We start from the raw sequence: 19,721 nt of genomic DNA on the forward strand, positions 1-19,721 counted from the left end.
CCTTGCGCTTCGTCCGGTTGGCTCAGAAGCGAACCTTGGCGCCCATCGTGAAGTAGCGGCCGATGGTGTCGTAGTGGATCGCGCCGTACGTGGTCAGCGGCGGATCGCGGTCGAACAGGTTGTTGACGTTGGCGAAGATCGTGAACTTGTCGACGTTCACTTGCGCGCCAAGATCCACGTAGACGCGGGCCGAGATGTCGTTGTTGGCGATGTCCAGCGCATGGTTGAACTTGCCGCCGCCGACATAGCGCACGCGGGTGTCGAGCGAGAAGGTATCGCTCGTATACGTGACGATGCCGCTGGCGCGCCAGTGCGGCGTGCCGAAGCTGACGTTGTCGCCCACGTCACCCGCGCGGTCCACGGTGGTGGTGCCATCGTTGATCAGCACCTTGGGCACGTAAGTCGCCAGGCCGCGCAGGCGCAGGTTGCCGCCCAGGTTGGAGGCGATCGTGCTCATCGGGAACTGGTACGTGGCCTCGATGTCCACGCCCTTGGTCTTGTACTCCGCCAGATTGATGTAGGTCGTGTAGATCGTGGTCGGCGCACCGGAGCTGTCGCGCACGATCTGGCCGCAGAGCGAGGTGTTGCCGTTGTTGCATCCCGTGACGATGTCCTGCGCGCCCAGCGAGGTGATCGCATCGCGCAGCTTGATGTCGTAGTAATCGACCGAGAGGTTGAAGCCGCGCAGGAAGGTGGGCGTGAACACCGCGCCCAGGGTCAGCGTGCTGCCGATCTCGGGCTTCAGGTTCGCATTGCCGCCGCCGAAGCGAGTGACCGAATAGGTGTTGCCGTTCTCCGCCACGGTCGAGAAGCTGGTCGTGGTGGTGGTGAACAGTTCGCTGAGGCTGCCCGAACGGATGTCGCGCGAACGCGAGACGCGCAGCAGCAGGTTGTCGAAGATCCGGTCGGTCAGGCCCAGCTTCCACGACCAGATGCCGCCGCTGGTGCTGTAGTGGCTGTAGCGGGCGGCGCCGTTGACGTCGATCTTGCTGAAGGGCTTGTCGAGCAGCGGCACGGCCACTTCGCCGAAGGCTTCCTGCACATTGAACCCGCCATTGAGCGGCGAGAAGTTGAAGCGGCTGAAGCCCTTGGCGGCCGAGACGGCGTCAAGGCCGCTGGTCACCTGTTCCTCCCAGCGTGCCTCGGCGCCGACCGCGATCGAGACCGGGCCTGCCCAGGTCGAGAACGGATCGCCGCGCAGGCTGGCGCCGGTCGTGTCCAGCTTGGTGGTGTAGACGGCGCGCGCATCGTTGCCGAACACATAGTCGACCGCCGCCTGGCTGGCAGTGCCGGTGCCCAGGATGTTGAGCGGGGCGCAGGCGGTGGTGGGATCGGTCAGCGCCACGCGGCAGACGATGTTGCCGCTGGAATCGGTCACCGCGTCCAGCGCATTGGTCAGGTTCGCGCCGGTGATCTGGTTGTGGTAGCTCTGCATGTTGCGCATTTCGCCGTGGCTGTAATAGGCGCTGTAACGCCACTTGCCGTCGGCGAAGCTGCCGTCCACGCCGATCGCGCCTTCCACGTTCTGGCGGTAGTAGTCGAAGGTGCGGTAGCCATAATCCTCGAACACGCGGCCGACCTTCAGGCTGGTTTCGCCCGCGGCGGCAAGCTGGCTGCGGATCGTGTCCGACACGTAGGGATTGCTGGCCGAGATCGTGTACGTACCGCTTTCCGCGTAGAACGGATAGCTGGCCCAGATGCGGCTGTAGCTGCCGTCTGCCCAGAACGTCGCGTCGCCCACTTCGAAGCTGGCGCGGGCGTAGGAATTCACGCGCTGGTAGGGGTTGGTGAGGGCGTATTCGTCATTGGTGGCAACGCCTTCGCCGCCGACCATGGTGGTGCCGCTGATCTGGCTGCCATACTGGAAGGCGCGCAAGCTGCCGTCCGCATTGAAGGTCTGGCCCTTGAGCGTGCCCGAAGTGATCAGGCCGCCAAGGCTGGTGTTGGAGGCGTTGACGTCGCGCACCAGGACATAGTCGTGATCGCCGCCCACGGGCGAAAACAGGTTCGAGCTGCCGACGTTCTTGCGCGAATTGCGGTCGAGGATGCCTTCGTCGTTCTGGTATTCGGCGCCGAACATGAAGTGGCCGCGGCCGTCCGCGAACTTGGTGCCGAAGGTGCCGTCGAAGCTGTAGCGATAGCCGTCGCCGCGCGTGGAAATGCCGTTCTGCGCGCCGATGGTCAGGCCCTCAAGCTCGTCGTCGAGGATGATGTTGACCACGCCGCCGATGGCGCCCGAACCCCATGCCGCCGACGCGCCGCCGGTGACGACGTCCACGCGCTTCACCAGGCCCTGCGGGATGGTGTTGAGGTCGGCCGCGCCGGTGAAGCGGCGGTTGTTGAGCAAGGTCAGCGTGCGGGTCACGCCCAGGCCGCGAAGGTCCATGGCAGAAGCGCTGGAATTGGTGTTGGCCACCGTGCTGGCAGGCGTCTGCGTGGCGCGAAACTGCGGAAGGTCGTTCAGCACTTGCGCCAGGCTGGGCCGGGCGCCCAGGCGCAGCTCGGTTTCGCCGACGACCGTGGTCGGCGTCGGCGCGTCGAAGCCCTTGCGGTCGATGCGCGATCCCGAGACGACGATGTCGGGGCCGCTCTCTTCGGCGGCGCCGACGGGCGCGGTATCCTGCGCCATCGCCGGCTGGGCAAAGGCCATGGTCAGGCCGAGGGCGGCGGTGCCGCCGCTCAGCAACTGGCGAAACTTCCGGTTGGTATCACGCATTTTCTTGGACCCCTTTTTGAGATTATCCGGCCGCCCCTGAGCGGCTTCTTTTTTGGTGAGTTTTCTGGGAACGGGCTCAGCCGTCGGTGCGGCGGAACTCGACATCGTAGGCACGGCTTTCGCCGAAGCGCAGGCTGGTGACCTTGCCGCCGGCATCGCGCCTGAACTTGACGGTCATGGATGAGGACTGCGGCAGCGCGTCGCCGGTGAAGACATCGGCATAAGCCGCGGTCAGCGGACGGCCCGACCAGCGCGGGCCGTCATAGACCAGCGTATCGCCCTGCTGGCGAAAAGTCAGGCAGCCGCCGGTATCGACGCCGCAGAAACGGCCTGCGTAGTCCTTGGGATCGAAGGCGGAGACCTGCTCGACCTTGCGGTAGGCGATGCGCTCGCCCTCCCGGTTTTCGCGCACGAGGCCGCTCTTCGAGAAAGCAAACACATCCTCGCGCAGGGCCCAGCGGCCCGGGCCTACCGGCTCCAGCGCGCGGCCGTCGGCCGTGAGCTGGCCTTGCGCATCGGCGGCGAAGCGAACCGGGAAGCCGGTCATGCCGTCGGCATAGAGCCCGGTCGGCAGCGCACCCTTCGGCGTGTAGGGCCTGGACTTGAAAGCGGGCAGGAAGACGTCCGCGACATCGCGGCCCAGCGTCGGCGTATCGGCATTGCCGCCGTTGCACAGCAGCGAGACAGCCAGCTTCTGCCTGGGATAACGGGCCATCCACGCGCGGTAGCCGCCGGTCGAGCCGGAGTGGCTGACTTCCTGCTCGCCGTGATGGTCGAGGTTCACGACGGCCAGGGCATAGGCGATGCGGGTTCCATCGTTCAGCCGGGTCGGCTGCTGCATGGCCTCGGTGAAGCCCGGACCGAAGCGGTCGTCATCCAGCGCGGCCTGCCACTTGACCAGATCGTCCACCGTGGTGAGCAAGCCGCCGTTGCCGTAGGCGTCCTCGATCACCTGGTCGTTGCGATAGACGCCGTTCTCGAATTCGTAGGCGCCGGTGCGGCCGGGGACCACTTCGCCGTGGTCGTCGCGCCAGCGGGTGTGGCTCATGCCCAGCGGCACGAAAATGCGGTCGTGCGTGAAGTCCGCGAGCGACTGGCCGCTGACGCGCTGGACGATGATGGCCAGCAGGTTGAAATTGCTGTTGCTGTAGAGGTAGTGCGCGCCGGGGGCGAAGTTCAGCTGCTTCTGGCGGACCAGAATGTCCAGCATGTCCTTGTTGTCCGCCGTGCGGCTGTTGCGCGGCCAGCCTTCGATCGCGGCGACGGAACCCCAGTCACGCAGGCCGCTGGTGTGGTGCAGCAAGTGGCGGATGGTGATCGGCGCGCCGTAGTCCGGCATTTCGGGAACGTACTTGCGGATGTCGTCGTCAAGCGAGAGCTTGCCCTCGCGCGCCAGCATCAGCGTGGCAGCGGCGGTGAACTGCTTGGAATCCGATCCCGCCTCATAGATGGAATCCTGCTTTGCCGGCACGCCGAGTTCCAGGCTGGCCATGCCGTAGACGCGCTGGGCAAGGATCTCGCTGCCGCGCGATACGGCAACCGCGCAGCCCGGCGTATCCTGATGCGCCCAGCGTGCGAAGATCGCGTCGACTTGCGCGATCTGGGCTTCGGTGGCCGCAGCGGGCGTGACCGGCGCAGACGCCGCGTAAGCCGCACCGGCCATTCCAATCGCAGTCATCGCGCCGGCAATCGGCGTCAGGCTCAACTTCATGTCGCAAGATCCCTTTTCGATCCCGCAACCCGCGCTCCAGGGCCGATCGACCTCCGGCGCAGGCGGTGTTGCGTTCGATAGGGGCGCTAGACGGTCTCGCTGTCACGAACCTGACATGTGCGCCCAGCGTCAAGCTTTTGTGCAATCATTTGCAAGAACATGTCGCAAAGGCTTGGCATTTGTTATGCGTAGAGCCATGCATGGCGAAATTTCACATCCTTGGGGGAGGGAAACGGGTCGCTGTTCGGGGATTTTTTGATGCGTTTGCTGCTGGTTGAAGATGATGAGAGGCTGGCGCGCGGCGTCGCAGCCTCGCTGGAGGCTGCGGGCTTTTCGGTGGACCGCCTCGAAAACGGCGAGGATGCGCTGCAGATGGCCGGCGCAGAGCCCTATGCGGCGATCATCCTCGACCTCGGCCTGCCCGACCTCGACGGGCTGGACGTGCTCTCGCGCCTGCGCGCGCGGGGCGAGGTGACGCCGATCATCATCCTCACCGCCCGCGACATGGTGGACGATCGCATCAACGGTCTGGACCGCGGCGCGGACGACTACATGGCCAAGCCCTTCGACCCGCGCGAACTCGAATCGCGGATCCGTGCGCTGGTCCGGCGCAGTCAGGGCACGCCCGATCCGGTGCTCCGCATCGGTACGCTGGTGTTCGACCGGTCCAGCCGCACCGTCTCCCTCGATGACAGCGTGATAGACTTGCGCCGCCGCGAACTGGCCGTGCTGGAAACGCTGATGGGCCGCCCCGGGAAGGTCATCCCCAAGGAACGCCTTTCCGCCCAGGTCTTCGCCTTCGACGATGCGGTGACGCCCAATGCGCTGGAGGTCTACGTCGGCCGCCTTCGCCGCAAGCTCCAGCCCTCCGGCCCGGCGATCCGGACGGTGCGCGGACTGGGCTACATGATCGAAGCGGCCTGAACCGCCGCCAGACGCACCGACGCCAGACCCCATGCTTCACGTTCGTTCCCCCCGCGCGCCGTCCCTTCGGGTGCGCCTGACCGGCGCGGTCATGCTGCCGCTCGCCGCGCTCGTGCTGTTCTTCGGCGTGGTGACGGTGCTGGTCACGCACAATACCGAGGCCGATACGGTCGACCGTGTGCTGGTCGGCTCGGTCCGCACGCTCAGCCTGGCTTACGACAGTCCGCCGCAGGACCGCGTGCGGCTGGTCCCCCTGGCGATCCACCTGCTCAAGCGCCGCGCCCGGCCGGTGGTGCATTACAGCGTCTATCGCGGCGCCAGGGCGATCGCGGGTGACGCCGCCCTGCTGCCGCCCGCGGACTATGCGCGCCAGTGGAACGGCGTGACCGATGCGCATGCCCCCGCCACCTTCTACAATGCCTACCGCGAGCACCGGCTGGTGCGGGGCTACCTGGAGCCGGCCGACGCGCTGGCCGTCACGCAGGCGGCCTATCTGCGCGACGGGACGCTGCGCGGAAAGCCGGTGCGGATCGCCACCGAGATCCGCCGCGCCGCGGGCGACGACGGCCTGATCGCCATCCAGATCGCGGACTATGTGGACGATCGCGCCGCCTTCGAGAAGAACTTCACCTTGCGCGTCTTCCTCGTGGGCCTTGCCGCGCTCGCCGTGACAGGGTTGCTGTTCTGGTGGGCGATCCATTGGGGCCTGCGCCCCCTGCTGGATATGACGCGGCAGGTCGAGCAGGCCCGGCAGGACGCATCGCCCTCCTTCCGGCTGCAGGCCTCGCAGACCGCGCCGGTGGAGATGCGGCCTTTCGTTGCCGCGTTCAACGGCTTGATGGCGCGGCTGGACCGGGCGGCGGATTCGCTGCGCCAGTTCACGTCGAACGCCTCGCACCAGATGCGCACCCCGCTTGCCGTCGCGCGCGTGCAGCTGGACGTGCTCGACCGCTACGGCCCGGAATCGCCGCAAGGGCAAGCCGCGCTTCAGGACATCCCCTATGCGATAGATTCACTGGAGCAATTGCTGCGCCAACTCATCGCGCTTGCCCGCAGCGAGGATCAGGAAGGCACGCTGCTCGAACCCTTCGACTTGTCGGAGGTGACGTCGTCGGTCACCGCGGATCGAGCCGCGCTGGCGCCGGCCAATATCGACATCAGCTATGAGGACGAGAGCGACGGCGCCGTCACCGCCATCGGCGAACCGCGCCTGGCTGCCGAACTGATCGGCAACCTGCTGGACAATGCGATTCGCTACAACCGGCCCGGCGGCGCGGTTTCGGTCCATCTCGGCCGGCGCGGGGAAAATGCCTTCGTCGAGATCGACGATACCGGGCCGGGCATTCCCGCCGAAGAACGCGAACGGGTATGGGAACGCTTCTACCGCGTGCGAGGGCAGAGCCAGGCTTCCGGCACGGGCCTCGGCCTGCCGATCGCCCGGGCCCTGGCCGAGCGGCTCGGCGCGCGGGTGACGCTGGGCGATGGCCGCACCGGGCAGGGCCTCTGCGCCAGAGTGGAATTTTCCGCCGCGGCGGCCTGAGCCCGTTCCCGACTTTGCGCGCGCGACAGGTTCGTGTCAGCCCAAGGCGATAACCCGGAAGGCCAGCCATTATCGGGCCAGTCCAAGGGGAATTCCGTCATGCCTATCCGCCACCGCGCCTTCCGCGCCCTGCTTGTCGCGGGCGCCGCTGCCTTCGCCGCCGTCGCAATGCCTGCGTTCGCGGAAGAAGAAGAGGAAGGCGGCGCGCTGCCGGCCGTCACGACCGTCCCCAGCTCGCCCATCGCCGGCGACTTCACTTTCGCGGCCGTCGGCGATCTCATCTACTTGCGCCCGATGCTGGCGACGCTGGAGCGGCAGTCGCCCGACATGCTCCGCCTCCTGCGCAGCGCCGACGTGACTTTCGGCAATTTCGAGACGACCGCGCTCGATCTCAAGACGTTCAAGGGATCGCCGCAAGCCGAATCCGGCGGCACCTGGATGCTCGCCGACCCCAGAGTGCCGGCGGACGTGGCCGGCATGGGCATCGATATCGTCGGCCACGCCAACAACCATGCCACCGACTGGGGCGTGGAAGGCATGATCGACACGCTGGACCTGCTGGACAAGGCGCATGTCGTCCATGCCGGTACCGGCCGCTCGATGACCGCCGCGCGGGCGCCTGCCTACTTCGACGCCGGCCATGGCCGCATCGGTCTGGTTTCGGCGACCACCACCTTCACGCCGATGTCGCCAGCCGCCGATCCGCTGGGCCAGGTACCGGGACGCGGCGGCGCCAATACGATCCGCAGCACCGAAGTGGGGCTGGTGTCGCAGACCGACCTTGCCGTGATCGCCCGCCTGGCAGGAACGAAGGACGGCGCGCCGGTGAAGATGAAGGGCCGCGAATACCGCCTCGCCGCCGATGCCGTCTCGCCGATGAAGATCGAGTACGACCTCAACTCGAAGGACGTGGCCGGAAACCTGCTGGCGGTCCGGCAGGCCAAGGAGAACGGCAACTTCGCGGTGTTCTCCCTGCACAACCATGAACCCGGCAACGCCAGCAAGACGCCTGCCGGGTTCGCGCAAGGGCTGGCTCATCAGGCGATCGATGCCGGCGCGGATGTCTATGTCGGCCACGGTCCGCACCAGCTGCGCGGGATCGAGATCTACAAGGGCAAGCCGATCTTCTACTCGCTCGGCAACTTTGCGATGATGAACAACTCGCTCGATGACGTGCCGGCCGACATGTACGACCAGTTCGGCGTCACCCCCGGCACCGTCACGACGCCCGAACTTCTGGCCGCGCGCAACGCCAAGGAATTCTCCGACCCCAACCTCTACGAGACGGTGATCGCCACTTCCCGCTACCACGACGGCCAGCTTGCCGAAGTCCGGCTCTACCCCGTCGACCTCGGCGTGAACGCCAGCGGCGCCGGGCGCGGTGTGCCGCACATGGCCGATGCGGCGACCGGCGCCCGCATCCTTGCCCGGCTGCAAACGCTCTCGCAGCCCTACGGCACGAAAATCGTCATCGAGCGCGGCGTCGGTGTAATCCGGGTCGGCGCCTCGAACTGATCCCCGCATCGCCGAGGCGGGCTCCATGCGCTCTCAGGCGTCATGGGGCCGCCTCGGCGCAGTTGGTCTTTCATTTGGGAGTGAGAAAGCCCTGCATGGCCAGCCACGCGGTGAACTCATCCATCACCAGCGTCGTCGTGGTGTTCGGCTTGCCGAGCCCGAACCCGTGGCTTCCCTGCTGATAGCCGTGAATTTCGACGGGCCGCTTCGCCGCCTGCCATGCCTGGGCAATGGGGAAGCCCATCGCAGGGAACAGAGGATCGTCCAGGGCGATCGCATCGAACAGGGGCGGTGCGTCTGCAGGCACCTCGATCCTGGCCTGCGGGCCATAGATGTACCCGAAGAACGCCGGACGTTCGCCCACCCTGGCGGCGAGCACGGTCTGCAGCGAAGTCATGGCGCCGGCCGAAAACCCGATCATGCCCACCCTTGCAGGATCGACGCGCCACTTCGCGGCATTGTCCCGCACCATCTTCAGCGCGGCGAGGCCGTCCTCGGTGGCCTTGGGATTGCCGAGCACGGGCATCTTCGCAGGGTCCGGCATCCCCTCGCTCATCTTCTTCCAGACATATCTGCCGGCCTCCTGCTCATCCTTCGGCGTCGGGAGCAGCCGATACTTGAGGACGAAGGCCGCGATGCCGCGATCGGCAAGAGCCTTGGCAACGTCCCAGCCCTCGTGGGACATGGAGAGCGCCATGAATGCACCGCCCGGTGCGACGATGACGGCAGCGCCCGTCGCCTTGGCCGGATCGGGAAGCACGGGGGTGAGCGTCGGCCGCGTGACATTGCGGACCGAATAGTCCTTCCCGAAATAGCGGGCCCAGACTTCGGTGCCGGTCGAACCCGGGGTCTTGGCGCCGTAGAGCGGGATGGCGCCCGGCTCTGCCGGTGCCTGGGCCGGCGCGGGTGCGGGATAATCCGCCGGCTGTGCATGAAGGCTCTGCGAAACCAGCATGCTCACGGCCGCGAGCATGCGAAAAGCGTTCCTTGCCGGCATCGGCCTCTCTCCCCTATGTTCTGTCTTGCCGTTCGGATGACATGCACCGCAGACAGGGTCAAATAGCCAGATTTTGCGATGCCATAGCCCCTTCCTATAGGGGCGCCGCGCGCCCCTCGCGCGCTTCGTCCAGCCATCGCCCGCTTGCAGGGACGCGGCGAATTCCTACGTTGCGAGCAGGCGCCTGGCAGGCGCCGATGCCCCCTCCCCCGCCAAAGGCCAGCGATTATCGATGGATCGGCCCGAAAACTTGTCCTAGGAAGACGGCTATGTCGCAAGTGTTCGATCGCCAGAATGCCAGGATCAGCGGTTCGGGCACCAGGACCATGCTTTTCGCCCATGGGTTCGGCTGCGACCAGAACATGTGGCGCTTCGTCGCCCCCGCCTTCGAAGACGATTACCGGGTGGTCCTGTTCGACCATATCGGCTTCGGCGGCTCCGACCTTTCGGCCTATGGCCAGCGGCACCGCGAGCTTTCGGGCTATGCAGACGATGTGATCGCGCTGGCGCGCGCGGCCGGTGTCGAGAACGGCATCTTCGTCGGCCATTCGGTCAGCGCGATGATCGGCATCATCGCGGCCCAGCGCGCACCCGAACTGTTCGATACCCTGGTCCTGGTCGGTCCTTCGCCGCGGTACATCGATGACGGCGATTACGTCGGCGGGTTCGCCGAGCACCAGATCGCCGAATTGCTGGAATTTCTCGACAGCAACCATCTCGGATGGTCGCAGGCGATGGCCCCCACGATCATGGGCAATCCGGACCGGCCGGAACTGGGGCAGGAGCTTACCGACAGTTTCTGCCGCACCGATCCGGCCATCGCGAAGCAGTTCGCCCGCACGACTTTCCTGTCCGACAATCGCGAAGACCTTGCGAACGTGAAGGCCCGAACCCTGATCCTGCAATGCCGCGACGACGTGATCGCACCCTTGAGCGTGGGCGAATTCGTCCATGACGCGATTCCCGGCAGCGAACTCGTGATCCTCGAAGCCACGGGGCATTGCCCGAACCTGAGCGCCCCTGAAGAGACGATCGCAGCGATCAAGAGCTTCCTTTGAGCGGAGAAGAACGAACCGCCATCGAGGGTCAGGCCGGGCTGGACGATCTCGAAGACCTGTTCGAGAACGCCCCCTGCGGCTACATTTCCGCCGACAAGGACGGCCGCATCCTGCGTGCGAACAAGACATTGGCGGACTGGATCGGAACCGTGCCCTCGGCGCTGAAGGGCAAGCGTCTCTCCGATCTGCTGACGATGGGCGGCAAGATTTTCTACGAAACCCATTTCGCCCCGCTTCTGCGGATGCAGGGATCGTTCACCGAAGTCGCGCTGGACCTGGCCTGTGCGGGCGGAGATAAACTGCCCGTCCTCATCAATGCCGCCGAGCGCCGCGATGCCGACGGCAATCCCCTGTTCGTGCGGATCACGATCTCCAACGCCGTCGAGCGCCGCCGCTACGAACAGAACCTGCGCACGGCGCGGGCGGCGGCGGAAGCGGACGCGCGTGAAGAGAAAGCCGCCTCCGATTTTCGCGAGCAGTTCATCGCGGTTCTGGGTCACGATCTGCGCAACCCGCTCGCTTCGCTGACGAGCGGGCTGCGCATGCTCGAAAAAGAACCGATCAGCCCGCGCGGCCGCAAAGTCCTGGGCCTGATGGACGGCAGCATCTCGCGCGCATCGGCGCTGATCAACAACGTCATGGACTTCGCGAAGGCCCGGCTCGGGGACGGGATCGGCATCGTTCCCGACAAGGATACGGACATTTCACCGGTCCTCCACCAGGTCGTTGCCGAAATGCGGTCCATTGCCGGCCCGCGCGTGATCGAGGCCCTGATCGAGATCGACGCTCCCGTCGAGGCCGATCGCGGCCGCCTCGGCCAGCTGGTCTCGAACCTGCTTGGCAATGCGCTGACGCACGGCGCCGCGGATCGACCGGTTCGCCTCGGCGCCTTCACGCGGGAAGGGATCTTCGAACTCTCGGTGGTGAACGGCGGCGATCCCATCCCGGCGGAAACCATGAGCCGCCTGTTCGAACCCTTCGTGCGCGGGCCCGGCAGATCCAGTCAGAGCGGCCTGGGCCTAGGCCTTCATATCGCGCTCGAAATCGCGCGGTCCCACGGCGGTGAACTCACGGCCGCGTCGGACGCCGTCGAAACCCGCTTCACTTTGCGCATGCCCTGCCGCCAGCCGGCGAAACGCCTGGACCTCTGACAGGCGCCCGAGCCGTCAGCGCCGGGGGCTTACCGTAACGATCGCGCGCCGGTAGCTGGTGAGCGCGGGTGCCCCCTTGTCGCGGGCTTCGAGGATGACGTGGAAGCGGGTTGTCTCGCTCACATCAGGCACCACGAAACGGGTTTCGACAGGGTCTCCGCGTTGGAGTTCGACGCGCGGGTTACGGTTGACCGCCTCGGACTCGCGGTACTGCCACCAGCCAAAGTCCACCGCATCGCCGTCGGCATCGCGCGATCCTGCCGCGGAAAGACGCACCGTCTCGCCGGGCCGGGCGGCAATCTCCACCGGCGCGGTGCCGGCGGCGCCGTTCAGCACGAGAGTGGGGGCATGGTTGGCGCCCTTGAATGCGGACTGCAGAGTCCACTGGATGCGCGCGGCGAAATCGTTCTGGAAAGCCTCGCGCCAGCGCCAGATCGTCGCCTTGTTGGTCTGCCGGGGCTTGCCGTCGATCCCGGTGACGAGATCGCTGGTGTCGGTCCAGATGCCGTCCCACTCGGAGACCTTGCCGTAACGCCCGCCCCAGCTTCCATAGTCGGGATGCTCGGGATCGCCGAGGCCGTTGGGGATCAGGTAGAGGAAGCTCGGCGTGTCTCCCTCCATGATGAATTCGTAGTCCGGATAAAGCGAACCCAGCGGGCCGATCTGCACGTTCTCGCGCAGCCATTCCTTCGATACGGTCGTGAAGTCCGGGCCGTCGAAGTAGTACATCCGGTCGCCCGAGATGCCGCCCCAGGTCGACAGGTTGTAGTGCCGATGCGCGGTCAGGCTGACGATCCAGAACACATCCGGGAACTGCCGCCGCACCCAGGGCCCGGCGTTGTCCTGGTCGGAGATCGAGTAGGCGCGCAGCCTGGCCGCGAGCCTGGCCACCTCGTCCGCCGGGCGCGTTTCGCGCAGCGACCACAGCGCCTGCGCCAGATCCACCGCCCCGCCCCAGACGCAGATCCACAGCGGCCGGGGATCGGGGCTTTCCAGCGCGGCGACGATGGCGCGCGAGCCTTCGGTGTCCTTGCCCGCACCCACGCCCGCCATGCCGAATTCGGGCCGCCCGGGCTTCACTTTCGCGCGAAGGTCCGCAGCGGAGGGCCAGCCTCTGGCGTGAGCACGCAAGTTGGGGAGAACGGCTTCGTAAGCGTCGATGCGCCGCAGGATCTGCTCGGGGTGGACCGAATCCTTGAGATGCCGCGATGTGGAAGGGATCAGCGCCTCGACATCGAATTCATTGGTGTAGAGCAGGAACCGCACCATCGATTCCATGTCGTCCGGGTCCGATCCCACGTCGGTCAGGACGATCACGCGCGGCTTGGTGGCGGCGGTCTGCACGGCCGCCGCCGCCGCCGCCTCCGCCGGCGCTGTCCATCCCGGCGCCGTCCATCCCGGCAGGGCCAGTGCAAGCAGGGCCGGAGCCAGGCGCTTCATCAACATGCATGTTCCCCGGATGCGCGAAGGACCGGGAGCGACAGGCGCCCCCGGTCCACCACGGATGGTCGTCAGAAGCGGACGCGGACACCGCCCGAGAAGCGGCGACCGGTCTTGCGGTACTCCTTGGTGCGATCGGTGCTGACGGAGTAGATGAACTCCTTGGCATCGTTGAGGTTGAGCGCATCCGCGAAGACGGTGAACTGCGGCGTCACTTCGTAGGACAGGCCCGCGTCAAGCTGGCCATAGGCGTCGAAATACTCCGGCTCGCCGTTGCGGCCCGAGGCCACCTGCAGGAAGTTGTCGCGCCAGGTATAGGCGAGGCGGGCCTGCACGCCGTACTTCTCGTAGAAGCCCACGAGGCTGTAGGAGGTCTTGGAAAGCCCCTCCAGCCCGTAGGAGACGCCCGCCACCTGGTTCGTGTAGTTCGCGTTCGACTTGGTGTAGTTGAAGCTGGTCTGCACGCCGAGGCCGTCGAAAGGCGAAGGCAGGGTGGTGAAGGCCTGGCGATAGCCGAGTTCGAAGCCCTTCACGGTCGCGCCCTTGCCGTTGTCGGGCACGGTCACCTGGAACGTCACCTGGTCTACCAGCTGCGGCGTGGTCACCAGCGTCACGAACGAGTCGATCTTCTTGTAGAACACGGCCGCGGACAGCAGCGCGTTGCCGGTGAAGTACCACTCGATGTCGGCCTCCACCTGCTTGGCCCGGAACGGCTTGAGGTCGGGATTGCCGCGGCTGATCGTCTCGTTGCCGGGGTTCGTCTGGATCGACTGGCGCGGCGAGAGGTCGGTCAGCGTCGGGCGCGTCATCACCTTGGAGGCCGAGAGGCGCAGGATCAGTTCGTTGGTCGCCTCCAGCTTGATGTTCACCGAGGGCAGCCAGTCATGGTACTTGCCCTCGAAGCCGACCGGCACGATGGGCGAGACGACGATGATGTTCTGCCCCTGCCCATTGGGCTGGGCGCTGAGGACCGTGCGCGATGCGCCGGTCGAGGTGTAGGTCGTGCCTTCGTAGCGCACGCCGGCATTGATGGTCAGCGGCATCGAGCCGAGGTCGGTCGTGAAGTTGGCCATGAAATAGCCGATCTTCACCTTCTCATCGACGACCGAGGAGGCCGAAGGCGAGAATACCGCCGGGTTGAATGCCTTCCCGTCCGCGGCCGCGAACTGGTCGATCACGCCCACGAGCTGCTGCGGGCTGTAGATCACCCAGTCGCGGACGATATCGCTGGGGCCACTGCCCTGGAAGAAGTTGCGGTTGGTCGGGCTGAACAGCGAAGCTGGCAGGACCCGGTCGGAGCCGCAATAGGCGCACTGCTCGCCGAAGGGCATCTCGTCGCCCGTCAGCGTCTTGGTGCGCCGCGAATACATGGCGCCCGCGAAGAGCGAAAGGTTGGACGTGGCCTTCCACTCGTTGTCGAAGCGGTATTCCTCGATCTTGTCGTCGACATCGGTGCCGCCGCCCCAGATGTAATAGTGCGCGGTGATACCGTTGGGGTTGGTCGAGGCATTGGGGTAGTTCGGGCTGGTGAAGCCATATTCGTAGATCGGGCTGCCCGACCGGCGATCGAACCACAAGTCGATGTTCTTGCGCCGGATGGTGGTGAAGAGGTTATCCTCCTTGCCGCGCCGTTCCGCCTTGGAACGCGAGGCGTCGAAGCTCATCTTGAGCGTCTCGGTGGGCTTCCACTCGATGTTGCCGCCGAACTGGTTGGTCATGACCTTGCGGTGGTCGTACTGCAGGATCTGGTCGACGAAGCCGCCCTGGTAGCGCTGGTAGACGGCCTCGTTGTCCTCCACGACCTGCTCCACCAGCGTGCCGCCGGAGAAATCGTAGGCAAGGCCGGTCTGCTGCTCGCGGAAGTCCGCCTTGGAGTAGAGCCCGTCGAACGACAGCGTCAGCGTGTCGGTCGGCCGGAACTGCAGCGAGCCGGAGAAGCCGTAGCGTTCGAGGCTGCGCTCGAAGAAGAACGGCGAGAGGTTCGACGGCATCGAGACGCGGCTGAACGGCGCCACGTTCGGCCCGATGCGCGCGCCCGGAACCCCGCCGGCGTTGTAATAGGAGTCCGTGCTGGAGCGATAGACATGGCCCGCGCCGATGGTGAATTCGTCGTTGCGGGTGTCGCGCTTGGTATAGACCCCCGAAATCGACACGCCGATGGTCTTGTCGGCATTGCGCCAGGACGCCACGCCCGAAACCTCGGGATTGAACTTGTCGGCCAGCTCCGCCCACATCTGCCCGGCGGAGGCGCTGATGGCGAACTGGTCCTTCTGGTCGATCGCGCGCAGGGTCTTCACATCAACGGTGGCGCCGATTGAGGCGCCGTTGATATTGGCCTGGGGCGACTTGTAGACGTCCGCGCCCGAGATGATTTCGGAGGGCATGACGTCGAACGAGAACTCGCGGCCGTTGTTGTCGGTGGCGAGCGTGCGGGCATTGACGGTCACCGCGTTGAACTTCGGCCCGAAGCCGCGCACGGTGATGTAGCGGCCCTCGCCGCGGTTGCGCTCGATGGTGACGCCGGCGATGCGCTGGAGCGATTCCGCGACGTTCTGGTCGGGCAGCTTGCCCAGGTCTTCGGCGACGATCGAGTCCACAACCGCGATGGAATCGCGCTTGATGTCGATCGCGACCTTCTGGCTGGCGCGGATGCCCGCAACGATGATGACGTTCTCGGCCTCGCTGTCGGCGGCCTCCGAAGCGCCCTGGTTACCCACGGCCTCCTGCGCCTGCGCCGAAGTTGCCAGCGCTAGCACCGATGCGGCAGAAAAAAGCAGCGCCGACCTGGCCGCACTGCGAAACCTTCCCTCGTTCGACATCTCGACTCTCCCTCCAAATTCTTTGCAGATCTTATGACCTGCTATCGTTTTCATGTCAACTTACATCATATGTATGATGTTTATCGCACCGACTTGATCGGCAGCACGCAGAGTGCGGAGCCGAAGACGAAGACCACCGCCGCGATGAAGATGGCCCGGTAATCGCCGCCGAAGATCCCGAGCAGGACCGCGGCCATGACCGGGCTGATGATCTGCGGGATGTTCACGGCGGTGGTCAGGACGCCCAGGTCCTTGCCCTCATCGCCCAGCGCGGCCTTGGGCAGCACTTGCGTCATCAGTGCCATGTCGATGGACATGAACATGCCGTAGCCCACCCCGATCACCGCCGCGTAAACCCACATCCCGGCCATCGAGGGCGCCAGCAGCGGCGCAACCATCGCCGCGCCCATGAAGAGGCTGCCGCCGATCACGAAGGGCTTTCGCCGCTGCAGACGGTCGGAAAGCCAGCCCGATGCCAGCGACGACACGACGAGGCACACCAGCGTCACCATCGCCATGTTGGCAATGGCCAGGTTCGAAGCGTCGTCGCCCAGCCCCACGTAGTCGCGCAGGATATAGAGCAGGTAGGCCGCCACCGCCTGATAGCCCATGTAGATCGTGAAACGGCTTGCGAAGGCCCAGGCGAAATCGGGATGCTCGCGCGGGCTGATCCAGAAGCTCTTGAAGAAGGCGCCCCAGTGGATCGGGCGGCGCGGCAAGGAATCGCTCGGCGGTTCGCGGTTGAGCGCGACGAAAGCCACGCAGGATGCGGCGATGGCGCCCGCGAAAAGACCGTATGCCAGCATCCGCTGCGAGGCGAGATAGCCTGCCACCACCGTGCCTGCGGTCAGCCCCGCCGTCATGCCCGCGCCGACGATGCCGGAAACACTGCCCCGCGTCTCGGGCGCGAAGCGGTCCGCGATCAGCGTGGTCATCGCCGGCTGCATCGAATTGTAGGCCACCGCCGCCATGACCCAGAGCACCATGAGCGACCAGAACCCGGTCATCATCGACACCCCGAACAGCGATGCAGAGCCGATCAGCGAGCCGATGGCGATCCACGGCGCGCGCCGTCCCCAACGACTGCGCGTGCGGTCCGACAGGGCCCCCGCGATCGGCGTCGCCAGCGTGGAGAAGACCGAAGTGATCGCGAAGAGGAGCGCGAGGCTGTTCTCCTTGGACGCGGGAGAAAGCTCCGCGATCTGGTTAGGGAGCAGCACGCCCAGCACGCCGCTGTATAGCCCCATCAGCAGGAAGAAGTTCACCATGAGCGACAGTTGCAGGCGCCAGCGCGCCGCACCCTGGACCCAGGGCGTTCGGGCCTCTGCGCCCTGGGTTGCAGAGCCGTGCATCATTCCGCCGCCCGCCGCGTATCGGGAACGAGCCGAAGCCCCGCGCCGGCCGGCCGGCGATGCGGGCCGCCGCGTTCGCCCCAGCCGATGGCAGTGACGGACTGGGCCACCGCGGCCTCGTCGATCGAGATCCCGAGGCCCGGCGCGTCGCCGAGGATGATGCCGCCCTCGGCAATCTGCTGGTCGACCGTGAAGCCGGTCGGGAAGCCGAAGTCCTGCACTTCGATGCCGATCATGTTCGGCAGCGCGGCCGCCGCATGCGCGACCGGATTGGCGTTGTAGGCCACCGGCGATACCGGCAATCCCCGCACATGGGCGGCCATTGCGACGCGATTGAAATGTGTGATCCCCCAGACGCTGCCCGCCTGGACGATATCCACCGCCTGCGCATCGAACAACGGTCCGTACTGCTCCAGCCCGGTGAGATTTTCGCCGGTCGCCACTGCCGTCCGCGCGGCGCGGGCGATCTGGGCATGCCCGGCCGCGTCCCATCGGCGCACCGGTTCTTCGATCCACGTCAGGTCGACGCGCTTCTCGATCTCGGCAAGGTGGCGGATCGCCTGCTTGGTGTTCCACGCTTCGTTGACGTCGAGCATGACCGCAGGGCGCGTGGTGTTGCGCGAAAGAATGCCGCGCACCGTTTCGAGCCGGGCGATGTCGCGGTCCAGGTCGCGTCCGCCCTTGATCTTGGCGGCGGTGAATCCGCGCTCGGCCCAAAGGGTGTAATGCGCCGCGAAAGCCTGGTCATCGAGGCCGTAGCACAGGCCCGAGGCATAACCCGGCACGAAACGGTCCCCGGCCCCGAGCGTGCGCCACAGCGGCTCGTCCGCCATCTTGGCCTTCAGGTCCCAGAGTGCCATGTCGATGGCCGCGATCGTTCCGAACGTGGCGCCGGCATGGCCGCTCTTGAAGACATGCGAGAGCATAGCATCGTAGAGCGTAGCGACCCCGCGCGGATCCGCGCCTTCCACGGCGGGAAAAAGCCGGTCGATCTCGCGGTGCGATCCCAGCCCGATGCCGGTCAACCCGCCGTCGGTCTCGACCAGCAGGACCGGCACTTCGGTAATGCCCGATTCGACGATGCCGTTGACGTCGCCCACGGGGCGCTGCCAGTCGTGGAAGGCGGTGAGGCTGCGGTAGCCTGTGATCTTCATTCGGGAATCCCCTGACCTAAGGCCTGTTCGTAATTCGTATTATGTATGATCTATGTCGTTTGACAACCCTTGACGCGCTTGGTCAAGTCGGTTCAGCGTAAATCAGGCGCCAGGAACGCGCGTCACCATGAATCAAGGGCGTAAAAGAGCATGCAGGATAGGGTTGTCGGCCTCGGAGCGCCCGCGAAGACACGGCGGCGTCCGCGCCTTGCGGAAGCGGTGGTCGAGGAACTGGTCAGCGCCATCGTCACCGAAGTCTATCCCGCCGGTTCGGCCCTTCCCCCCGAAAACATGCTGTGCGACCACTTCGGCGTCAGCCGCACCGTGGTGCGGGAAGCGACCACCGCGCTGACCGAAAAGGGCCTCGTTGTCTCCCTGCAGGGACGCGGCACCATCGTGCGCGAGCAGAGCGACTGGAACCTGCTGGACCCGATGATCCTGGCGGCGCTGTTCCGGCGCGAGGACGGCCTGGCCTATCTCGACAACCTTTCGGAGATCCGTTCCTCCCTCGAAGCCTCGATGGCGGCCAAGGCGGCGAAGCGCGCCACGGCAGAGAGCCTGGCCGAACTCAGGGCCCAGATCGACAAACTGGAAAGCCTGGTGGAAATCCCTGCGGCCTATGTGCACGAAGACGTGAATTTCCACGATGTGATCATGCGCATGTCGGGCGACCGCCTGAGCAAGGCGATCATCGACGGCATCCAGTCGCGCGCCCTCAACACCCACGGCTATTCGGGCACGCTCAATGTCGAGCACGTCCGCAACACCCATGCCGCGCATCGCAAGGTCTACCAGGCGATCGTCGATGGCGATTCCGAAGCGGCTTCGAAAGCCATGCGCGAACATATCGAATCGTCATGGGCGCGGCGCCGGGCGAGCGGCCCTCAGGCCTAGCCGCCCGGGTCGGGCCCTCCGGCTCGACCGTGCGCGGGCGCTTTCAGGGCTGCTCCGAAAGCGCGTAGATCCGCTCCATTTCGGCCCAGGTCCGGTCCGGCGCGAAAGGCAGCGGGCGCTGGAACGTGCGCATGAGCGCGTCCCACGCCTGCACTTCCGGATTGGCCGCATCGCGCGCCGCCTTGCCTTCCGCATCGGCGGCCATGGCCGCATCCTGCTCCATCGTCATGAACATGCGGTCGCCCACCAGCCAAATCTGGAGATCGCGCACCCCATCGGCGCGGATCGCTTCGGTCACGGCCGCGGGCGGCCCGCCAGGCGCATGCCAGGCGCGATAGCGCGCGATCATTTCCGGTTCGTCCACCAGGTCCACGGCGAAGCACCTGCGCACGAATTGGCTCATTCCACTCTCCCGGTTGACGCCCCCCATCTCCTTACGTATTCATCATA

At 66.0% G+C, this 19,721-nt stretch carries 14 protein-coding genes; 6 read left to right on the forward strand and 8 right to left on the reverse strand.

Annotated elements, in window-relative coordinates:
• Positions 1-22: 22 nt before the first annotated feature.
• A complete protein-coding gene (locus EDF58_RS14725) occupies positions 23-2,716 on the reverse strand; it encodes a TonB-dependent receptor (RefSeq protein ID WP_132266918.1) in 2,694 nt (897 codons plus the stop codon).
• A gap of 76 nt (positions 2,717-2,792) precedes the next feature.
• Positions 2,793-4,427, reverse strand: coding sequence for a serine hydrolase domain-containing protein (locus EDF58_RS14730; protein ID WP_132266920.1), 1,635 nt, complete (start codon positions 4,425-4,427; stop codon positions 2,793-2,795).
• A 258-nt stretch (positions 4,428-4,685) separates the two neighbouring features.
• Between EDF58_RS14730 and EDF58_RS14735 the strand changes: the two genes are divergently transcribed.
• The 3 genes from EDF58_RS14735 (at position 4,686) to EDF58_RS14745 (ending at position 8,406) form a co-directional block, all read left to right on the forward strand.
• Positions 4,686-5,351, forward strand: coding sequence for a response regulator transcription factor (locus tag EDF58_RS14735; RefSeq protein WP_132266921.1), 666 nt, complete (start codon positions 4,686-4,688; stop codon positions 5,349-5,351).
• Positions 5,352-5,382: 31 nt separating this feature from the next.
• Complete coding sequence (locus EDF58_RS14740; RefSeq protein ID WP_132266923.1) at positions 5,383-6,891, forward strand: ATP-binding protein; 1,509 nt, start codon at positions 5,383-5,385, stop codon at positions 6,889-6,891.
• A gap of 99 nt (positions 6,892-6,990) precedes the next feature.
• Positions 6,991-8,406 carry a CapA family protein gene (locus EDF58_RS14745; protein ID WP_132266925.1) on the forward strand — a complete coding sequence of 472 codons (1,416 nt, stop codon included), beginning with the start codon at positions 6,991-6,993 and terminating at the stop codon, positions 8,404-8,406.
• 70 nt (positions 8,407-8,476) lie between these two features.
• Here the strand turns inward: EDF58_RS14745 and EDF58_RS14750 are convergent, their stop codons facing one another.
• On the reverse strand, positions 8,477-9,379 hold the full coding sequence (locus EDF58_RS14750) for an alpha/beta hydrolase (protein WP_243654269.1): 903 nt from the start codon (positions 9,377-9,379) through the stop codon (positions 8,477-8,479).
• Positions 9,380-9,672: 293 nt separating this feature from the next.
• Between EDF58_RS14750 and EDF58_RS14755 the strand changes: the two genes are divergently transcribed.
• On the forward strand, positions 9,673-10,461 hold the full coding sequence (locus EDF58_RS14755) for an alpha/beta hydrolase (RefSeq protein ID WP_132266926.1): 789 nt from the start codon (positions 9,673-9,675) through the stop codon (positions 10,459-10,461).
• Positions 10,458-11,612 (forward strand): PAS domain-containing sensor histidine kinase, encoded by a 1,155-nt coding sequence (locus EDF58_RS14760; protein WP_207912995.1) that lies wholly within the window; start codon positions 10,458-10,460, stop codon positions 11,610-11,612. The genes EDF58_RS14755 and EDF58_RS14760 overlap by 4 nt, the downstream gene beginning before the upstream one ends.
• A gap of 15 nt (positions 11,613-11,627) precedes the next feature.
• On the opposite strand, the gene EDF58_RS14765 is transcribed toward EDF58_RS14760, so the two are convergent.
• The 4 genes from EDF58_RS14765 to EDF58_RS14780 all read right to left on the reverse strand — a co-directional run bounded on the left by EDF58_RS14765 (position 11,628) and on the right by EDF58_RS14780 (position 18,377).
• Complete coding sequence (locus tag EDF58_RS14765; RefSeq protein ID WP_132266928.1) at positions 11,628-13,058, reverse strand: DUF1593 domain-containing protein; 1,431 nt, start codon at positions 13,056-13,058, stop codon at positions 11,628-11,630.
• Positions 13,059-13,123: 65 nt separating this feature from the next.
• Entirely contained in the window at positions 13,124-15,871 is a 2,748-nt protein-coding gene (locus EDF58_RS14770; RefSeq protein WP_132266930.1) for a TonB-dependent receptor, read from the reverse strand.
• An 80-nt stretch (positions 15,872-15,951) separates the two neighbouring features.
• The gene (locus tag EDF58_RS14775; protein ID WP_243654270.1) at positions 15,952-17,223 is read right to left on the reverse strand and encodes an MFS transporter; all 1,272 of its coding nucleotides are present in this window, start codon (positions 17,221-17,223) and stop codon (positions 15,952-15,954) included.
• Entirely contained in the window at positions 17,223-18,377 is a 1,155-nt protein-coding gene (locus tag EDF58_RS14780; protein ID WP_132266933.1) for a mandelate racemase/muconate lactonizing enzyme family protein, read from the reverse strand. Before EDF58_RS14780 ends, EDF58_RS14775 begins: the two co-directional genes overlap by 1 nt.
• A 150-nt stretch (positions 18,378-18,527) precedes the next feature.
• Here EDF58_RS14780 and EDF58_RS14785 point away from each other — a divergent pair, with 150 nt between their 5' ends.
• On the forward strand, positions 18,528-19,271 hold the full coding sequence (locus EDF58_RS14785) for a FadR/GntR family transcriptional regulator (RefSeq protein WP_132266935.1): 744 nt from the start codon (positions 18,528-18,530) through the stop codon (positions 19,269-19,271).
• A gap of 43 nt (positions 19,272-19,314) precedes the next feature.
• Here the strand turns inward: EDF58_RS14785 and EDF58_RS14790 are convergent, their stop codons facing one another.
• Entirely contained in the window at positions 19,315-19,674 is a 360-nt protein-coding gene (locus EDF58_RS14790) for an L-rhamnose mutarotase (RefSeq protein WP_132266937.1), read from the reverse strand.
• Positions 19,675-19,721: the final 47 nt, after the last annotated feature.

This window comes from Novosphingobium sp. PhB57 (genome assembly GCF_004342985.1).
Lineage (GTDB): Bacteria > Pseudomonadota > Alphaproteobacteria > Sphingomonadales > Sphingomonadaceae > Novosphingobium.